The organism is Pseudomonas sp. XP1 (assembly GCF_053557675.1).
In genome coordinates this window covers 344,039-360,032 of sequence record NZ_JBNRIJ010000001.1, presented here as the reverse complement: position 1 = coordinate 360,032, position 15,994 = coordinate 344,039, and the positions used below count along the sequence as shown (strand labels likewise).

The 15,994-nt window shown below is 64.0% G+C and carries 18 protein-coding genes; 10 read left to right on the top strand and 8 right to left on the bottom strand.

The features are described 5' to 3' along the window. Nucleotides 1-107 precede the first annotated feature (107 nt). From pnuC to ACK1U9_RS01590, 10 genes are all read left to right on the top strand, one after another. Entirely contained in the window at nucleotides 108-674 is a 567-nt protein-coding gene (pnuC, locus tag ACK1U9_RS01635; protein WP_449109629.1) for a nicotinamide riboside transporter PnuC, read from the top strand. Beyond that, nucleotides 671-1,240, top strand: a complete 570-nt coding sequence (locus tag ACK1U9_RS01630) for an AAA family ATPase (protein WP_449109628.1) — start codon at nucleotides 671-673, stop codon at nucleotides 1,238-1,240. The genes pnuC and ACK1U9_RS01630 overlap by 4 nt, the downstream gene beginning before the upstream one ends. A gap of 298 nt (nucleotides 1,241-1,538) precedes the next feature. Further along, the gene (locus ACK1U9_RS01625) at nucleotides 1,539-1,973 is read left to right on the top strand and encodes a hypothetical protein (protein WP_046616875.1); all 435 of its coding nucleotides are present in this window, start codon (nucleotides 1,539-1,541) and stop codon (nucleotides 1,971-1,973) included. Nucleotide 1,974: 1 nt separating this feature from the next. Further along, nucleotides 1,975-2,553, top strand: coding sequence for a hypothetical protein (locus ACK1U9_RS01620; RefSeq protein WP_046616876.1), 579 nt, complete (start codon nucleotides 1,975-1,977; stop codon nucleotides 2,551-2,553). 48 nt (nucleotides 2,554-2,601) lie between these two features. Further along, nucleotides 2,602-4,053, top strand: coding sequence for a heme utilization protein (locus tag ACK1U9_RS01615; RefSeq protein WP_284384733.1), 1,452 nt, complete (start codon nucleotides 2,602-2,604; stop codon nucleotides 4,051-4,053). Nucleotides 4,054-4,115: 62 nt separating this feature from the next. Further along, nucleotides 4,116-4,796, top strand: a complete 681-nt coding sequence (locus ACK1U9_RS01610; RefSeq protein ID WP_085598553.1) for a C39 family peptidase — start codon at nucleotides 4,116-4,118, stop codon at nucleotides 4,794-4,796. A 44-nt stretch (nucleotides 4,797-4,840) separates the two neighbouring features. Continuing rightward, nucleotides 4,841-5,593 (top strand): hypothetical protein, encoded by a 753-nt coding sequence (locus tag ACK1U9_RS01605; RefSeq protein WP_108480019.1) that lies wholly within the window; start codon nucleotides 4,841-4,843, stop codon nucleotides 5,591-5,593. A gap of 46 nt (nucleotides 5,594-5,639) precedes the next feature. Further along, the gene (locus ACK1U9_RS01600) at nucleotides 5,640-6,920 is read left to right on the top strand and encodes a hypothetical protein (RefSeq protein ID WP_108480018.1); all 1,281 of its coding nucleotides are present in this window, start codon (nucleotides 5,640-5,642) and stop codon (nucleotides 6,918-6,920) included. A gap of 136 nt (nucleotides 6,921-7,056) precedes the next feature. Then, a complete protein-coding gene (locus ACK1U9_RS01595) occupies nucleotides 7,057-9,258 on the top strand; it encodes an LTA synthase family protein (RefSeq protein ID WP_449109627.1) in 2,202 nt (733 codons plus the stop codon). A 92-nt stretch (nucleotides 9,259-9,350) separates the two neighbouring features. Further along, a complete protein-coding gene (locus tag ACK1U9_RS01590) occupies nucleotides 9,351-10,079 on the top strand; it encodes a DUF899 domain-containing protein (RefSeq protein WP_449109626.1) in 729 nt (242 codons plus the stop codon). A 144-nt stretch (nucleotides 10,080-10,223) separates the two neighbouring features. On the opposite strand, the gene ureG is transcribed toward ACK1U9_RS01590, so the two are convergent. The 8 genes from ureG to ACK1U9_RS01550 are packed head-to-tail and all read right to left on the bottom strand — an operon-like array spanning nucleotide 10,224 to nucleotide 15,804. Next, the gene (gene ureG / locus ACK1U9_RS01585) at nucleotides 10,224-10,847 is read right to left on the bottom strand and encodes an urease accessory protein UreG (protein WP_010953755.1); all 624 of its coding nucleotides are present in this window, start codon (nucleotides 10,845-10,847) and stop codon (nucleotides 10,224-10,226) included. Between the two features lie 11 nt (nucleotides 10,848-10,858). Then, entirely contained in the window at nucleotides 10,859-11,533 is a 675-nt protein-coding gene (locus ACK1U9_RS01580; RefSeq protein WP_135001280.1) for an urease accessory protein UreF, read from the bottom strand. After that, nucleotides 11,533-12,078, bottom strand: a complete 546-nt coding sequence (locus ACK1U9_RS01575) for a HupE/UreJ family protein (RefSeq protein WP_046616885.1) — start codon at nucleotides 12,076-12,078, stop codon at nucleotides 11,533-11,535. The genes ACK1U9_RS01580 and ACK1U9_RS01575 overlap by 1 nt, the downstream gene beginning before the upstream one ends. A 17-nt stretch (nucleotides 12,079-12,095) precedes the next feature. Then, complete coding sequence (gene ureE, locus ACK1U9_RS01570) at nucleotides 12,096-12,611, bottom strand: urease accessory protein UreE (RefSeq protein WP_085598542.1); 516 nt, start codon at nucleotides 12,609-12,611, stop codon at nucleotides 12,096-12,098. A gap of 10 nt (nucleotides 12,612-12,621) precedes the next feature. Beyond that, on the bottom strand, nucleotides 12,622-14,325 hold the full coding sequence (gene ureC, locus ACK1U9_RS01565) for an urease subunit alpha (protein WP_046616887.1): 1,704 nt from the start codon (nucleotides 14,323-14,325) through the stop codon (nucleotides 12,622-12,624). Then, nucleotides 14,322-14,639, bottom strand: coding sequence for an urease subunit beta (locus ACK1U9_RS01560; RefSeq protein ID WP_108480013.1), 318 nt, complete (start codon nucleotides 14,637-14,639; stop codon nucleotides 14,322-14,324). Before ACK1U9_RS01560 ends, ureC begins: the two co-directional genes overlap by 4 nt. Nucleotides 14,640-14,658: 19 nt before the next feature. Continuing rightward, nucleotides 14,659-14,961 carry an urease subunit gamma gene (locus tag ACK1U9_RS01555; protein WP_003256923.1) on the bottom strand — a complete coding sequence of 101 codons (303 nt, stop codon included), beginning with the start codon at nucleotides 14,959-14,961 and terminating at the stop codon, nucleotides 14,659-14,661. Nucleotides 14,962-14,970: 9 nt separating this feature from the next. Beyond that, nucleotides 14,971-15,804 (bottom strand): urease accessory protein UreD, encoded by an 834-nt coding sequence (locus tag ACK1U9_RS01550; protein WP_046616888.1) that lies wholly within the window; start codon nucleotides 15,802-15,804, stop codon nucleotides 14,971-14,973. Between the last annotated feature and the right edge of the window lie 190 nt (nucleotides 15,805-15,994).

Genomic DNA, 15,994 nt, shown 5'->3' with positions numbered 1-15,994 from the left:
TGTGTCGCGATGGGCTGCAAAGCAGCCCCAAAGGCCCCACAGTCCTACACCTTCCCCGGCCGACCCGCTACAATCGCGCCCCTCCCCGTAGCCTCCAAGGATCGCCGATGTCCGGCCTTGAACTTATCGCCGCCGTACTCGGCGTCACCGCTGTCTGGCTCACGGTCAAGCAGAATGCCTGGTGCTGGCCCATCGGCCTGGTCATGGTGCTGATCTATGGCTGGCTGTTCTACGAGGTGAAGCTGTACTCGGGCATGCTGCTGCAACTGGCCTACGCCATCCTGCAGGTCTACGGCTGGTGGCAATGGAAGCGCCCGGGCCATGCTGAAGACGCCCGCCAGGTCACTCGTCTGCAGCCCCCGGCATTGCTCGTCGGCCTGGCCGGTGGGGTACTGCTGAGCGCCACCCTTGGCGCAGCCATGGCCACCTGGACCGACGCCGCCCTGCCCTGGCTGGACGCGACCCTGACCGGCTTCAGCCTGGTGGCACAACTGTGGATGGCGCAGAAGCGCCTGCAGTGCTGGCCGCTGTGGGTAGTGGTCGATATCGTCTACGTGGGCCAGTACCTGCACCAGCAGCTGTACTTCACCGCAGGGTTCTTCGCCGTGCTTACCCTGATTGCCGTGCGCGGCTGGCTGGAATGGCGCCGTGACCCAGCGTTGGTGCAGCCATGAGCGCGGCGCAATCCATGAAAGTACTGGTGCTGTGCGGCCCGGAGTCCAGCGGCAAGAGCTGGCTCAGCGGCGTGATCCAGGCATATTTTGGCGGCGTGGTGGTTGGCGAATATGTGCGCCACTTCATCGACCAGGAATGCCGCGATACGTGCTATGCCGATATCCCCACCATCGCCCGCGGCCAGTTGGCGTGGGAGGACCGCGCACGCGAGCAGGCACCGTCGCTGCTGATTCTCGACACCAACCTGCTCAGCAACATGCTCTGGAGCCATGCTCTGTTCGGCGACTGCCCGGCCTGGCTGGAACAGGCGCTGCTGGCACGGCATTACCACTTGCACCTGCTGCTGAGCCCGCAAGGCGTGGATTGGGTCGCCGATGGCCAGCGCAGCCAGCCCGAACTGCGCGACCGCCAGCGCTTTTTCGACGACAGCCTGCACTGGCTGCAACGGCATGATCAGGCGTACAAGATAATTGAAGGCAATTGGCCGCAACGCCAGTTGCTGGCACTACAAACAGTGGCTAAGCTCGTTGGTAGCGATACGCCATCCTGCCCCGCCGAGTGTTAACCCACTGACACACCCCCAAGGGGCGAAGCCCCTGAAAACATGGGCCCTCGCGGGGCCTCGAAAGTAGTGTCAAGGCGCTGAAACACTCCTGCAAAAACCCTTCCAATCAAGGCCGACACTGGTTTTGCCCGCACCGCCAGCGGCTGCCTGTTTCAATCCTGAGACAGAATACGCCGCAGCTTGTCATGGTACTCACCTTAACCTTTTGATCTGCAAACGCTTCTCAAAAGCGGCACACCTTCTGCTCCCTCGTTCACATCGCTGATCAAGGCCAGCGCTCATTGAAGGAGTTGCCGTCGTGAGGAAAACTGACAAACGCCTCTATTACCTGTTGCTGATGGGCTCTGTGCTGGGCTCGTTGAGCCTTACGGCCCAGGCCGACAACGGCATCATCGTGATAACCCGTGACGTGCAGACACGCAACGCCGTTGTCCCGCCGTTACGACCCGACCCCAACCCCACCACCGTCAATGCCAACCCTTCCGCGCACATCCTCAAGCAAACCAACGAACTGAGTGATGGCGACTTCGCCAACATCAGCAGCGGTGCGGGTATCAGCACCTTGATTACCCAGCAGACCAACAACCTGGGCGGCAACCTCAACAACCAGTCCCAACTGCCCAACCTGGCCGGTGGCCGCGGCACGGGCTCAGGCAATGGCATCTCGAACATGGTCAATTCGAGCGTACAGCGCGGCCTGGCACCGCTGCAGATCCTGACCGGAGGCAAGTGAGATGAAGCACACGCTGCTGATCCTGGTCACGCTGTGCAGTACATCGACCTTCGCGCAATCCCCGGTTCCCGTGATCAACAACGCCGACATCGACAGCTCGGGCAGCCGTTACCAGGGCAACCTGTCGGTCAACCAGGCGGCCGGTGACCAACAGCAACAGGCCAACGCGCGCGCCTTCGCGGTCGGGCCCGAGGCCAGCGCCACCACGCAGATTCGCCAGCGCCTGAACACCCCTGCAGCCCCCACAATGAACGCACGCTCGACCATACAGGGCGACGCCTTCAGCAACGGTAGCGGCGCACTGGGGGTCAACCAGAGCGCCGGCGCCAACACCCAGCAAGCCAACGCACTGAGCATCAGTATCGGTGCCCAGCCGCAAACCATCGACGACAGCGTCCTCATGCAACAGAACGTGGCGCTGCTCAACAACTCCGGTCCGATTGACACTTCAACTGGCCATCGCCAGGTCACCACCAGTGACCAGGCCTTCACCGGTAGCCGTGGAGTGATTCAGTTGAACCAGAGTGCCGGGGTGGGAAACCGCATGGCCAACACCCTGAGCATCCGGGTCGCGGATTGACCCTTCCAGTCAAGAACGACACTTAACCTAATCGTACGGAGAATCACCATGAAACCCTCGATGGCAATCAAGCCTCTGGTTTTCGCAATTGCTGCGGTCATGGCTGTTGCTGTACAAGCTGATCAGAACGACCGGCGTGGCGGGCACCACAATGGTCACCACAATAACGGGCATCACACCCCTCCTCCCACCAGGATCCCTGTGTATGCCACAGCCAACGCCATGGACAGCCAACGCAGCACGGGTAATACCATCACCAACCAAGGCACCATCAACGAAGCCGAAATGAGCAGCTCGGCCACGGGCGCAAGTGGCAACGTGGGTGTCAACGTGGCAGCCGGTAACGGCAACCAGCAGGACAATGCTGCGGCCATTGCCAATGCATCTTCCGAGTCCAGCCTGGACAACAGCTTCGTGTTCGGCACCGCCGAAGCCACCGCTGATGTGCGCCAGTTCAGCAACAACAACCGTGTCGACAACTGGTCCACCCAGAACTCGGCAGTCATGACCGGCTCGGCCGATGGTGCGGAGGGTAACGTCGGCATCAACATCGCTGGCGGCGACCTGAACCAGCAGAAGAACACCATGGCCATCGCCAACACCGGCGCCCCGCTGGGCAATGCCACTGCCACCGCCACTGCCGACCAGAACGGCCCAGGCCTGACGGTGAACAACGGCGCCGACCGCACCTACCGGGTGGATACGCTGACCATCACCACTACCAAGAGCGGCTCCAGCTCGCGTGAGGGCACGTTCAATTCGACTGACGACCGCAGCTCGTCCTCGAGCTTCAGCGTGGCCGGCTCGCAAAGCGCCAGCTCCAGCGGGTCCAGTGGCTGGAACTCCAGCGGTTCGAGCAGCATGAACGCCAGTGGTTCGCGCAGTTCCACTGCCAGCGGCTCCAATAGCTGGAATGCCAGTGGTTCCATGGCCAGCAACGCCAGTTCGTCCAGCAGCTCCAGCCTGAACGCCACCCTGGCCGCTGCTGCCGATGCGACCCGTACCGTAACCACCGATGACGGCCGTCGCGAGCGTACCCGCACCGACAGCTTCGATGCCTCGCTCAATGCCTCGCTCAATGTGGATGTCGACCGTTCGCGGGAAAGCTCGCACGACGCGTCGTTCGAGAAGGCGTTCGACTCGTCGTACGACAAGGCCCGCCAATCGAGCTATGAGAAGTCTCGCGACTCCTCGTATGAGAAGGCTCACGAGTCGTCCTATGCCAATGCATCGGAATCGGCGTTTGAAAAGTCTGGCGAGAAATCGTCTCAATCGTCGAACGACGTGTCGAAGAGCTACAGCGAAAGCAGTGCCTACGACTTGAGCAATACCGTGTCCTTCCAAGTGCTGACCCCGACCGGCTGGGCCAACCCTGTTACCAACACTGCAACCCTTAGCGGTTCGGTGAACGGTGGCAGCGGCAACCTGGGCGTGAACGTGGCGGCCGGTGTGGGCAACCAGCAGAGCAACTCGCTGGCCATCTCCAACACCTCGTTCTGATCGCTGTGCTTGAGGCCCCCTTCGGGGGGCCTTTCTTCAACAGAACCGGAAGGCATCCGATCATGCGCATCATTGCCCTGGCGTTTTTGCTGTGCCTGGCCAGCGTGAGCGAAGCGGCACAAATGCCGCTGTCCGTCCTGCCGGGCGGCGCCGTGGTGTTCAAGCCCATCCAGAGCATACGCGAGCGCAAGTTCGCCGACCTGGTGCAACAGAAGACCGACTTCAGCTGCGGCGCAGCCGCGCTGGCCACCATCCTGCGCCAGGCCTACTGGCTGGACGTGGACGAACAACAGATCATCGAAGGCATGCTGGCCCACGCCGACCAGGACCTGGTGCGCACGCAAGGCTTCTCGATGCTCGACATGAAACGCTACGTGGAAAGCCTGGGGATGCGTGCCCGTGGCTACCGGGTGGCACCCGAGACCCTGCACAGCGTGCGGATTCCGGTCGTGGTGCTGATGGAGGTGCGCGGCTACAAGCACTTCGTGGTCATGCAGAAGGTCGACAAGGGCTGGGTGTACATCGGTGACCCGGTACTGGGCCACAAACGCTACAAGGTCGACGATTTTCTCAAGGGCTGGAACGGCATCATCTTCGCCGTCATCGGCCAGGGCTACGACAAGAACAATGTCCTGCTCGACCCGCCGCTACCCCTGACTGCCAAGGGCCGGGTGAGCAACTTCACTCCGGTACGTGATGCAGAACTGCTGGATTTCGGGTTCATCAAAAGCGACTTCTTCTAACTTCTTGCAACGACAAGGAGCACGAGGCTCCGGGGAGTACCCCAATGAAGAATGCATTCTGGCTTGCAATTGCATGCCTGACCGTCAGCCTTCCTACCCATGCCGAAACGTTCAAGCCCATCGAGTTGAAGGACCACGAGCTGGCGAGCCTGCGTGGCCGCTACGTGATGCCCGGGCGGATCGTGAGTTTCGGTATCGTCATGTCCAGCACCTGGCAGAATGCCAAAGGGGACATGATCGGTGCGACGAGCACGATGCAGATTCAGCAGTCGACCATCAAACCGCAATTCTATGTGTCGTTGGTTGACGAAAGCGGCACTGGCACGGCGTCTGCTGGAACCACGGCACCGGGTACCGGTACCGTTACAGGCGGTGCCGGCCTCAACACCACAGAGGGTGTGACCCAGGTGGTACGCGCAGCTGGCGACAACAATACCGCCTACAACAATGTTGCGATCAATGTCTCCAAGGCCGACCAGGCGCCCACCGGGCAGCCACAGGGCCAGGCGCTGGCCAACGGCCAGACGCTGACGGGGGCAAACGGCGCAGGTGCACTGAGCGTGTCCGCCAGCGGCGCAGGGGTGCAGTTCAACATCAGTGCCAGCAACAACCAGGGCAGCAGCATGCAGCGCCTGGCGCAGGGTGGCCTGATGCAGAACTCGACGCTGCTGGGCAATGGCAACCGGGTCAATAACGTCACCACCCTCAATGTGGTGATGCGCGAAAGCGTGCCAACCGCCGCGTCGCTGAACGGTAGCCTCGATCAGCTCAAAGGTCTTCGCACATTTGGATACTGATCTACGCTCAGTCTCATCAAAAGTAGTCGGCAGGGACGGCAATTCCATGCACCGATCTTTATCGCTCAAAGCTTTTGTGTGTTTGACCACCTTGGCCCCGGCCACATTGCTCTACGCCGCAGCCGACCCTCAGGTCGAGGCTCTCAAGCAGGAACTGATGGAACTGAAACGCCGCTACGAAGCCCAGCAGCAAGCGCTGATGGTGCTGGAGCAGCGCGTGCGCCAGGTAGAGGAAACCCCGACAGCACCACCGCCCAAACGCCTGGTCAAGTCCCCGGCTGAAGGGGTCAAGGGCGCACAGACGGTGGCTTCGGGCGCACCGGGTACCACCGGCAGCTCCTATGGCCAGGCGCTCACCGCTGACGCTGAACCGGCTCAGAGCGTGTCCAACCTGTACGACGAGGCCAGCGGCTTTTTCGGCGGCGGCAAGTTCAGCTTCGAGACCGGTGTCACCTATACCCATTACGATACCCGGGCGCTGGTGCTCAACGGCTTCCTGGCACTGGACTCGATCTTCCTCGGCAGTATCAACCTTGACCGGGTGAAGGCAGATAACTGGACCCTGGACATGACTGCCCGCTACAACCTCGCCCAGCGCTGGCAGTTCGATATCAACGTCCCGGTGGTGTACCGCGAATCCACCTACTCTTCCGGCGGTGCAGGGGGCGCCGGGGCGAGCACCTCGGACGAAACCGTAACCCGCGACCCAGAGATCGGCGACGTCAACGTCGGCATCGCCTACAAGTTCCTCGACGAAGACGAGACCTGGCCTGACGCCGTCGCTACCTTGCGCATCAAGGCGCCGACCGGCAAAGACCCTTATGGCATCAAACTGCGCCAGGTAGAAGGCAACGACAACCTGTCGGTACCGGAAAGCCTGCCGACCGGCAACGGCGTCTGGTCGATCACGCCGGGCATCTCGCTGGTCAAGACGTTCGACCCGGCCGTGTTGTTCGGCAGCCTGTCCTACACCTACAACATGGAGGACTCGTTCAGTGACATCAGCCCACAGGTCAACAGCAAGGTGCCCGGCGATGTGAAGCTGGGCGACTCGTGGCAGATCGGCGGCGGTATCGCCTTTGCCCTGAACGAGAAGATGAGCATGTCGTTCTCGGTGTCCGACCAGTTCGCCCGCAAGAGCAAGATAAAACCGGATGGCGGCGACTGGCAGTCGATCTCCAACAGCGACTACAACGCAGCCAACTTCAACATAGGCATGACCTTCGCCGCCACCGACAACCTGACCATCGTGCCCAACCTGGCCATTGGTCTGACCGATGACGCACCGGACTTTTCCTTCAGCCTGAAATTCCCCTACTACTTCTGATACTTGCCATCGGCCGGGCCTGCGCGAACGGGCCCCGCGCCTGGTTACCAACCCTGCCCCGGCCCGCCTTCCCTGCCGTGGCCTGTTATCATCAAGCACAGTTGCATGACGATTTAATGGCAAAAGGGATGTTTTTGTGAAGAACCTGTCAGACCACCCACGTACTCGGCTTGTCGCCCTGGCGGCCCTGGTACTGGTGATCCCACTGGGTACGCGCGCCATGCTGGGTTGGTCCAACCCGCTCGGTTACCTGTCCGACCTCGCCCTCGGCAGCTTGCTGGTCTTGCTGCTGCACCGTCGGCCATGGTGGCTGGCGCTCCCCGTATTGCTGGCCTGGTCGGCCCTTTGGGTGGCTTCGGCCGAACTGGTGAGCGCGGTGGGCCGTTTGCCTACCAGCGCCGACCTGACCTACCTGGTCGACCCGCAGTTCATGGAAAACTCGACCGGTGGCGGCCTGGCCCATGCCTGGCTGCCCTGGGCCATGGGCGCCGGCCTGTTGGCCTGGCTGGCCGGCGCCTGGCGCAGCCGTACCCACCCCAGCCAGCCGCTGCCACGCACGGCCTGGGCCATTCCGCTGCTGCTGTTCGGCGCCCATTGGGGCAGCCAGCAACTGGTACCTTCCGACGCCGACCAATGGCGGCAATACAACGTCACCCACCAGCTGCTGTCGGCCGGAGCCGGCAACCTGCAGCGCCAGGTCCAAGGCTGGATGGGCCGGACACAAACTTTCACCCCTATGGCCAGCACTGGTCTGACCCAGTCCGACCTGCATGGCCAGCGCCTGCTCGCCGGGCCAGGCAACGCCCGCAACCTGCTGGTCATCACCGTGGAAGGCATCCCCGGGGCCTATTTGCGGCCCAACCGCCAGGCCTTGCACAGCCGCTTCGACGAAGAGCTGATGCCCAAGCTCAGCCAGTGGGCCGAGCGCGGCATGAACACCCCGGACTACGTACTGCACACCCACCAGACCATCCGTGGCCTGTACGCAATGCTGTGCGGTGATTACGACAAGTTGGCCAACGGCACGCCCAAAGGCATGGAACTGCTGACCCAGAACGAACGCAACCAGGCCTGCCTGCCGGCGCAGTTGCGCCAGGCCGGCTTCACTACCCACTACCTGCAAGGCGCCGGCCTGCGCTTCATGGCCAAGGACCGCATCATGCCGCACATCGGCTTTGACGCGGTGCATGGCCAGGAGTGGTTCCGCAACAAGAACTACCTGGACTTCCCCTGGGGCAAGGATGACCGCGCCTTCTTCGAAGGTGCGCTGGATTACGTCAGCCAGCTGCAAAGGCAGGACAAGCCGTGGATGCTGACCCTGCTCACCGTGGGCACCCACCAACCGTACTCGGCACCGACCGAGTACCTGGAGCGCTACGACACGCCGAAACAGGCGGCAGTCGCCTACCTGGACGACGCACTCGGTACATTCCTCGACAACCTCGAACGCCAGGGCGTACTCAAGGACACCCTGGTGGTGGTGACTTCCGACGAGTCCCACGGCATCGACGGTGTGCGCCTGGCCTCGTCCTGGGGCTTCAACCTCACCCTGGCACCCGAGCAGGCGCAGTTGCCACGGATCAAGCGCGGTACCTATGGCCATATCGACCTGGCCACCTCCCTGCTCGACTACTTTGCCCTGCCCATCCCCATGGCGCTCGGCGGTCGCTCGCTGTACCGCGACTACGACAGCGGTCGCGAGATGATCTCCTACACCAACGGCATGCTGCGCTATCACGACGGCCAGGGTGTTTTCACCGAATGCGACTTCCAGCAGCGCTGCCGGCGCTACGCCAGCGAGGGCTTCATCGCCGACCAGGCACGTTACCTGGGCCCGGGCGATAGCCTGCTCGGCCAGCAGATCGGCGCCCTTGCCGGGGTGCTCGACCAGTCCCTGCTGCAAACACCGCTCAACCTGCGTTACCAGTTCGGTGGCCCATCGCCGATCCGGCTGCGCAAGCGCATCAAAGATGACTGGGCCGACAACCTGATCGGCGCCCAGTACCTGGAAATGCCCGAGGGTTCGCATACCCGCGTGCGGGTAAAGGTACGTTCGCTGGACCCCAGGCGCGCAGCCTATATCCAGCTCAAGGCAAAGCAGCTGGAGCAGGACGTACCGCTGGGCTTGCCTGACGAAGTAAAAGTCACTACCGACGAGCCGCTGGAGATGGAGTTCAGCTTCGACAACCCGACCGCGCGCAAGGCGTTTTCCTTCCATTTGCTGGGCTATGGCGGTGGCCAGGTGGAAATCAGCGACTTCAGCGTGATCACCGCGCTGCCTGGGGAAGATGAAGCAGCGGATGAACTGAGCGAAGGGCATATCGCCCATTCGGGCTGAGCAATACCACTCATCGCCTGGGCGCCGCGGCCTGTCGATCCGACCCGCCCGTGCTCGACTAGTGTGTGAATCCCCAATGTGGAGACAGCACCATGAGCACGAGCGAAAGCAGGCACCCGGTGGTTTCCCGCAGCCAGTGGCTGGCGGCCAGGCGGCAGCTGTGGCTGCACGAAAAGGCCTTCACCCACCACCGCGACGCGCTGGCAGCAGCCCGTCGCGCCCTGCCTTGGGTAAAGGTGGAGCACGACTATCGCTTCCAGGGGCCGGACGGCGAACTGAGCCTGGCCGACCTGTTCGCGGGCCGCAGCCAATTGCTGGTTTACCACTTCATGTTCGCCGAGGGCTGGAGCGAAGGTTGCCCCGGCTGCTCGTTCCTGGCCGACCACTTTGACGGCGCCAACTTGCACCTGGCGCATCACGACGTGTCATTGGTGGCGGTGTCGCGGGCACCGTATGCCGAGTTCCAGGCCTTCCGCCGGCGCATGGGCTGGCAGTTCCCCTGGTATTCGTCACATGGCAGCGGGTTCAACGAGGACTTTGGCGTCAGCGTCGGCAGCGAGGGCCAGCGGCAGTACAACTATGAGCCATATGAGGGCGATGAAAGCGAGCTTCCCGGGCTGAGTGCGTTCTACCGCGAGCCCGATGGCAGCCTGTACCACACCTACTCAACCTATGCCCGCGGGCTGGACATCCTGGTCAATACCTACAACTTTCTCGATATTGCGCCACTGGGGCGCAACGAGGGGGGGACCATGGATTGGGTGCGGCACCATGACCGTTATGAAGGGCAGCCGGATAAACCTCACTGCTGCCATACATGACGTGAGGCAACATATATCCCTGTGGGAGCGGCTTTAGCCGCGAAGAAGCCAACGCGGTGGGTGCACCGGCTGCGCCAGTGTTCGCGGGTAAACCCGCTCCCACAGGAATTGCGCCATGGTCCAGACTGCGTTCAACCCGTTACATCACCCGCGCACACCCAGCATCCCGCGCTCGACGATGAAGTCGATCACCGCCTGCAGCCCCTCGCCCTTCTTCAGGTTGCTGAAGGTCCAGGGCCGCTGCGGGCGCATGCGCTGGGTATCGCGCTCCATCACTTCCAGCGAAGCCCCCACGTAAGGCGCCAGGTCGGTCTTGTTGATCACCAGGAAATCCGACTTGGTAATCCCCGGCCCACCCTTGCGCGGGATCTTCTCGCCTTCAGCCACGTCTATCACGTAGATGGTCAGGTCGGCCAGCTCCGGGCTGAAAGTCGCACTCAGGTTATCACCGCCGCTTTCGACGAAAATCACCTCGAGGTTGCCAAACTTGCGCGCCAGGGCTTCGACCGCCGCCAAATTCATCGAGGCGTCTTCACGTATCGCCGTGTGCGGACAGCCGCCGGTCTCCACGCCGACGATGCGCTCCGGCTCAAGGGCCCCGGCTTCGGTGAGGATGCGCTGGTCCTCCTTGGTGTAGATATCGTTGGTGACCACTGCGATCTGGTAGTGGTCGCGCATGGCCTTGCACAAGGCTTCGAGCAGCGCCGTCTTGCCGGAGCCGACCGGGCCGCCGACACCGACGCGCAGGGGTTGTTGATAGCTTTGCATGCAGGCAGTCCTCAGGAACGGAACAAACGGGTGTATTGGGTTTCGTGACGCGATGAGGCAATGGCCAGCAACGGCAGGCCGCCACCAAGCTGGTCATCGCCCAGGGCCAGTGCCCGGTCGAGGGCCGCGGGCAGCTCTGCTCCCAGGTCGCGCAGCAAGGTCTGGGCAGCCTGCTGGCCGAACGGCACCAGCTTGACCCCAGCCATTACCGCGCCCTCCAGCCAGGCAAAGCCATGGCCCAGGGCCAACTGGCGCAGTGGGATAGCCCAGTGCGCAGCCAGCCAGGCCATACCGCCCAGCTGGGTGAGTTCGAGGCTGGCTCGCCAGGCCGGCGCCTGGCCCAGTTGCCAGCCGTCCAGCAGCCGTGCCAACGCCGCGCCGCGCTGCTGTTCTTCCAGGCGCAGCTCGGCCGTTTCGCGGTTGGCCAGCAGAAAGCGGCTCCAATGGCCGAAGGCCTTGGTGTCCTCGGCCTGGCAGGCGTGGTACAGGCGCGCCAGCACCGGCCAGTCGAGGCAGGCCAGGGTGTCGTCGATCTGTTCGCGCTGCCAGGCAGCGAAACCATCCACGTCACGTACCCAGCCCGCCTCGACCGCCCACTCCAGGCCTTGCGAGTAGGTAAAACCACCCACCGGCAAGCCAGGGCTGGCCAGCTGCAGCAGGCGCAACAGCGCCAGGTCGCTGTCCATCAACCGGCCAGGACCAGCGCGGCGCCGGCCAGCAGGCCACCGCCAAAGGCCTTCTGCAGGCCGCTGTGCCTGCGCAACAGGCAACCGACCGCGAAACCGGCCGCCAGCAACAGGCCGCTGACCGTGACGAAGCCGGCGCTGAACTGCCAGAACGCGCTTGGCGTGGCTTCCACGCCATGGGCCCAGCCATGGAACAGGGCGAACACCGGCATGGCCATGGCCAGCAGCAGTTGGCGGCTGGGCAACAGCACTGCACCGGCAGCCACCAGCAGCGACACGGCAATCAGGGTTTCCATGCCCAGTACATCGCCGAACAGGTGGCCGCACACCGCGCCGCCGAACATCGCCGCCAAGGTTGCCAGGGGTAGCGTCAGGCTGCGCCGGGTCAAAGCGGCGAGTACACCGGTGCCCAGCAGCATCAGCAGGTGGTCAAGACCAGTCAGCGGGTGCAGCAGGCCGTCGTGCAGCGGGTTGGCGTCGTGCCCAGGGTGGGCGAAGGCAGGCAGAGCCAGCATCAGCAGAAACAGGGCGAAAGTCTTTTTCATCGGTTGCTCCAGGCAGTTCAGGAATGGGCAGGCAGGCGCACGAACGGGTGATCGTGGCCGTGGGCGTGGCTATGGCTATGGCTGTGGCTGTGGCTGTGCGGTGCACTTTGGTAGGCGCCCGCTTCAGGCTCGAACGGCGCCTGTTCGGCCTCTACCGTCAGGCCCAGGCCACGCAACATGTCGTCCAGCACGTGGTCGTGCTGGAAACGCAACAGGCCGGGTTCGATCTGCAGCGGCACATGGCGGTTGCCCAGGTGATAGGCCGCGCGGGCCAGCAGGAGCGGGTCGGCGCAGCGCACCGTGGACACCGCCTCGGGCGCCGCCAGCACACGGATCAGCTGAGTACCCTCGGCATCGGCCAGCAGTTCGCCCCCGCGCAGCAGGTGGCCGCGCTCGAGCATCAGCCCGGCTTCGCGACCATCATCCAGGGTCACCCGCAGGCGGCTCTTGATGCGGCTGTCCACGTCCAGGGTAACGCTGCCGGTTTCGCCCAGCTTGCCGGGTTCGGTGATACGGCGGGTCAAGACTATCATCGGGGCTCCTTCAGAACAGGAAGTAACGCTGGGCCAGCGGCAGTTCGCGGGCCGGTTCGCAGACCAGCAGTTCGCCGTCGGCACGCACCTGGTAGGTCTGCGCATCGACCTCGATCAGCGGCTGCAAGGTGTTGTGGACCATGTCGGGCTTGCGCACCCTGCGGCAGCCGTGGGCCACGCCGATCAGGCTGCGCAGGTTCAACTCCTCGGCCAGGCCACGGTCCATCGCTGCCTGGGGCAGGAAGGTCATGCGCGTGGCATGCCGCGCCGCGCCCAGGGCGCCGAACATCGGGCGGTAGTGCACCGGTTGCGGCGTGGGGATGGAACCGTTGATGTCGCCCATCGGCGCGGTGACAATCATTCCGCCCTTGATCACCAGGGCCGGCTTGACCGCAAAGAACGCCGGCGCCCACAGCACCAGGTCGGCCAGCTTGCCGACCTCCACCGAGCCCACTTCGTGGCCGATGCCGTGGGTCAGTGCCGGGTTGATGGTGTACTTGGCGATGTAGCGCTTGACCCGGAAGTTGTCGCTGTAGCTGGTGTCCGGCGCCAGTGGCCCGCGGCGCAGCTTCATCTGGTGGGCCACCTGCCAGGTGCGCAACACCACCTCGCCAACCCGGCCCATGGCCTGGGAGTCGGACGAGGTCATGGCAAAGGCGCCCATGTCGTGGAGGATGTCCTCGGCGGCGATGGTTTCGCGGCGGATGCGCGACTCGGCAAAGGCCACGTCTTCGGCGATGCTCGGGTCCAGGTGGTGGCAGACCATGAGCATGTCCAGGTGCTCGTCCACGGTGTTGATCGTGTACGGCAGGGTCGGGTTGGTCGAGGACGGCAACACGTTGGCCTGCCCCGCCGCGCGGATGATGTCCGGGGCGTGGCCGCCACCAGCACCTTCGGTGTGGAAGGTGTGGATGGTGCGGTCGCCGATGGCCGCCAGGGTGTCTTCGATGCAGCCGGACTCATTGAGGGTGTCGGTGTGGATCGCCACCTGGATGTCCATTTCCTCGGCCACGCCCAGGCAGCAGTCGATGGCTGCTGGCGTCGAACCCCAGTCTTCGTGCAATTTGAGCCCCACGGCGCCGGCCGCGATCTGCTCGCGCAGCGCTTCCGGCCGCGAGGCGTTGCCCTTGCCCAGCAAGCCGATGTTGATCGGCAGGCTGTCGGCGGCCTGGAGCATGCGCGCCAGGTACCAGGGGCCGGGTGTGCAGGTGGTGGCGTTGGTGCCGGTGGCCGGCCCGGTGCCGCCGCCGATGAAGGTGGTGACACCGCTGGTCAGCGCCTCATCCACCTGCTGCGGGCAGATGAAGTGGATGTGCGAGTCGACGCCGCCGGCGGTGACGATCTTGCCCTCGGCCGCGATCACCTCGGTGCCGGGGCCCACGGGTACGTTCACGCCCGGTTGCACATCGGGGTTGCCAGCCTTGCCGATCACCGCGATACGCCCGTGCTTGATGCCGATATCGGCCTTGACGATGCCCCAGTGGTCGATGATCAGGGCATTGGTGAGTACCAGGTCCATGGCATCGGCGGCCAGCATCTGGCCCTGCCCCATGCCATCGCGGATGACCTTGCCGCCACCGAACTTTACCTCTTCGCCATAGATGGTGAAGTCGCGCTCCACCTCGACCCATAGCGCGGTGTCGGCCAGGCGTACGCGGTCACCTACCGTGGGCCCGAACATGTCGGCATAGGCCTGGCGGGAAATGCGGCTCATGCCCTGCCCTCCAGCGCGCCCATCACCTTGCCCTGGAAGCCATGGACCTCGCGCTTGCCGACGTAGGCCACCAGCTGCACGGTACGCGCCTGGCCGGGCTCGAAACGCACGGCGGTACCGGCGGGTATGTCCAGGCGAAAGCCCAGGGTCGGCGCGCGCTCGAACACCAGCGCCTCGTTGACTTCGTAGAAGTGGTAGTGCGAGCCGACCTGCACCGGGCGGTCGCCATGGTTGGCCACGCTGACGCTGACCGTCGCACGGCCGCTGTTCAGCTCGATGTCGCCGGCGGCGACCTGGATTTCACCTGGGATCATGCGGGGCTCCTGGGCAGTTTCAGACGATGGGGTCATGCACGGTCACCAGCTTGGTCCCATCCGGGAAGGTTGCTTCGACCTGCACGTCGTGGAGCATTTCGGCAATGCCAGGCATCACCTGCTCGCGGCTCAATACTTCACGCCCCAGGCTCATCAGCTCGGCGACGGTGCGGCCATCACGGGCGCCTTCGAGCACGGCGGCACTGATCAGCGCCACCGCTTCCGGGTAGTTGAGCTTCAGTCCACGGGCCAGGCGCCGCTCCGCCAGCAACGCGGCGGTGAACAGCAGCAGTTTGTCTTTCTCTCTCGGGGTCAGCTCCATGGCGCTCTCTCAGGTGGCCCAGATACGCGGCGGGCAGGCCGGCAGGCCGAGGACGGCCGGGCGCAGCACATGCCACAGGCGTTGCAGGGTGCGTTGCAGGTGTTGGTTGTCATGGTCAAGCACGCGGATCACCAGTAACGACCCAACCAGGGTCGCGCCGGCCGGGTTGACCATCTCGTCGAGCAGCGGGCGCACCAGATCCAGCACGGCCTGGTCGGCGGGTGCAGCGCAAAAGGTGGCCAGCAGCGGATGCCCGCCAAGCTTGTCCAGGCGCCCGCCTTCGACGCGCAGGCGCTCGTGCAGGCCCACTTCGTCAGGCAGTTCTATATGCAGGCGGCTGTCGAGGGCACCGTGGTCGAAACGCTCGTTCATCACCGGGCGCCCCAGGCACAGGGTTTCCCAGGCCAGCAGGCGTGCCCCCGGCTCGAGGGTGAAACGGCTGTCGAGGCTGGCGCGGGCGCCGGAAAAGAAGATGCTGTCCTGCGGCAGCCACTCCAAGGTGCTGCCGGCGGCCAGGTGAAAGCGCTGGGCCAGCCGCGCGGTCGGGCCGATGCTGCGGTAGAACTTGCTGGCGCCGGGCATGGTCAGCAGCGCGTGGCTGCCCGGCTCCAGCTGGATATCCAGCTCCAGGCGGTCGCCGGCCACAATCCCACCGGGCGGGTGCAGCACGTAGACATGGCACGGTGCACCTTCCGGATAGAACGGCCGCTGCACCAAAAGAGGTCCAAAATGCCGCCACGCACCAAGGCGGGTCACTTCGTCGCGCCTGACGAAGCGCAACTGCAGGTGAGCACTCCAACCCGCATCGTCTTGCTGTTGTTCGATCTGCTCCGCGAGCGACATCCTGCGGCCCCTGAAATCCGTGGCCTGCTGGCCGTTTAGAGAGGCAGGCACGCATGACTACGGCATGCGTGGCCTGACCACTCGATCAAATTCGCAGGCTGGATATAGCAGGTTGCGGGCCAACTCCGCAGGTGAACGAAGATGAAACTTTTCCCACAGCCGCTCTGGCATTGGGCATACGGGGAGATGC

What these genes read in the sequence shown, in the direction of transcription:
- pnuC (WP_449109629.1), top strand. Translation starts at nt 108, where the DNA reads ATGTCCGGCCTTGAACTTATCGCCGCCGTACTCGGCGTCACCGCTGTC.
- ACK1U9_RS01630 (WP_449109628.1), top strand. Translation starts at nt 671, where the DNA reads ATGAGCGCGGCGCAATCCATGAAAGTACTGGTGCTGTGCGGCCCGGAG.
- ACK1U9_RS01620 (WP_046616876.1), top strand. Translation starts at nt 1,975, where the DNA reads ATGAAGCACACGCTGCTGATCCTGGTCACGCTGTGCAGTACATCGACC.
- ACK1U9_RS01615 (WP_284384733.1), top strand. Translation starts at nt 2,602, where the DNA reads ATGAAACCCTCGATGGCAATCAAGCCTCTGGTTTTCGCAATTGCTGCG.
- ACK1U9_RS01610 (WP_085598553.1), top strand. Translation starts at nt 4,116, where the DNA reads ATGCGCATCATTGCCCTGGCGTTTTTGCTGTGCCTGGCCAGCGTGAGC.
- ACK1U9_RS01605 (WP_108480019.1), top strand. Translation starts at nt 4,841, where the DNA reads ATGAAGAATGCATTCTGGCTTGCAATTGCATGCCTGACCGTCAGCCTT.
- ACK1U9_RS01600 (WP_108480018.1), top strand. Translation starts at nt 5,640, where the DNA reads ATGCACCGATCTTTATCGCTCAAAGCTTTTGTGTGTTTGACCACCTTG.
- ACK1U9_RS01590 (WP_449109626.1), top strand. Translation starts at nt 9,351, where the DNA reads ATGAGCACGAGCGAAAGCAGGCACCCGGTGGTTTCCCGCAGCCAGTGG.
- ureG (WP_010953755.1), bottom strand. Translation starts at nt 10,847, where the DNA reads ATGCAAAGCTATCAACAACCCCTGCGCGTCGGTGTCGGCGGCCCGGTC.
- ACK1U9_RS01580 (WP_135001280.1), bottom strand. Translation starts at nt 11,533, where the DNA reads ATGGACAGCGACCTGGCGCTGTTGCGCCTGCTGCAGCTGGCCAGCCCT.
- ACK1U9_RS01575 (WP_046616885.1), bottom strand. Translation starts at nt 12,078, where the DNA reads ATGAAAAAGACTTTCGCCCTGTTTCTGCTGATGCTGGCTCTGCCTGCC.
- ureE (WP_085598542.1), bottom strand. Translation starts at nt 12,611, where the DNA reads ATGATAGTCTTGACCCGCCGTATCACCGAACCCGGCAAGCTGGGCGAA.
- ureC (WP_046616887.1), bottom strand. Translation starts at nt 14,325, where the DNA reads ATGAGCCGCATTTCCCGCCAGGCCTATGCCGACATGTTCGGGCCCACG.
- ACK1U9_RS01560 (WP_108480013.1), bottom strand. Translation starts at nt 14,639, where the DNA reads ATGATCCCAGGTGAAATCCAGGTCGCCGCCGGCGACATCGAGCTGAAC.
- ACK1U9_RS01555 (WP_003256923.1), bottom strand. Translation starts at nt 14,961, where the DNA reads ATGGAGCTGACCCCGAGAGAGAAAGACAAACTGCTGCTGTTCACCGCC.
- ACK1U9_RS01550 (WP_046616888.1), bottom strand. Translation starts at nt 15,804, where the DNA reads ATGTCGCTCGCGGAGCAGATCGAACAACAGCAAGACGATGCGGGTTGG.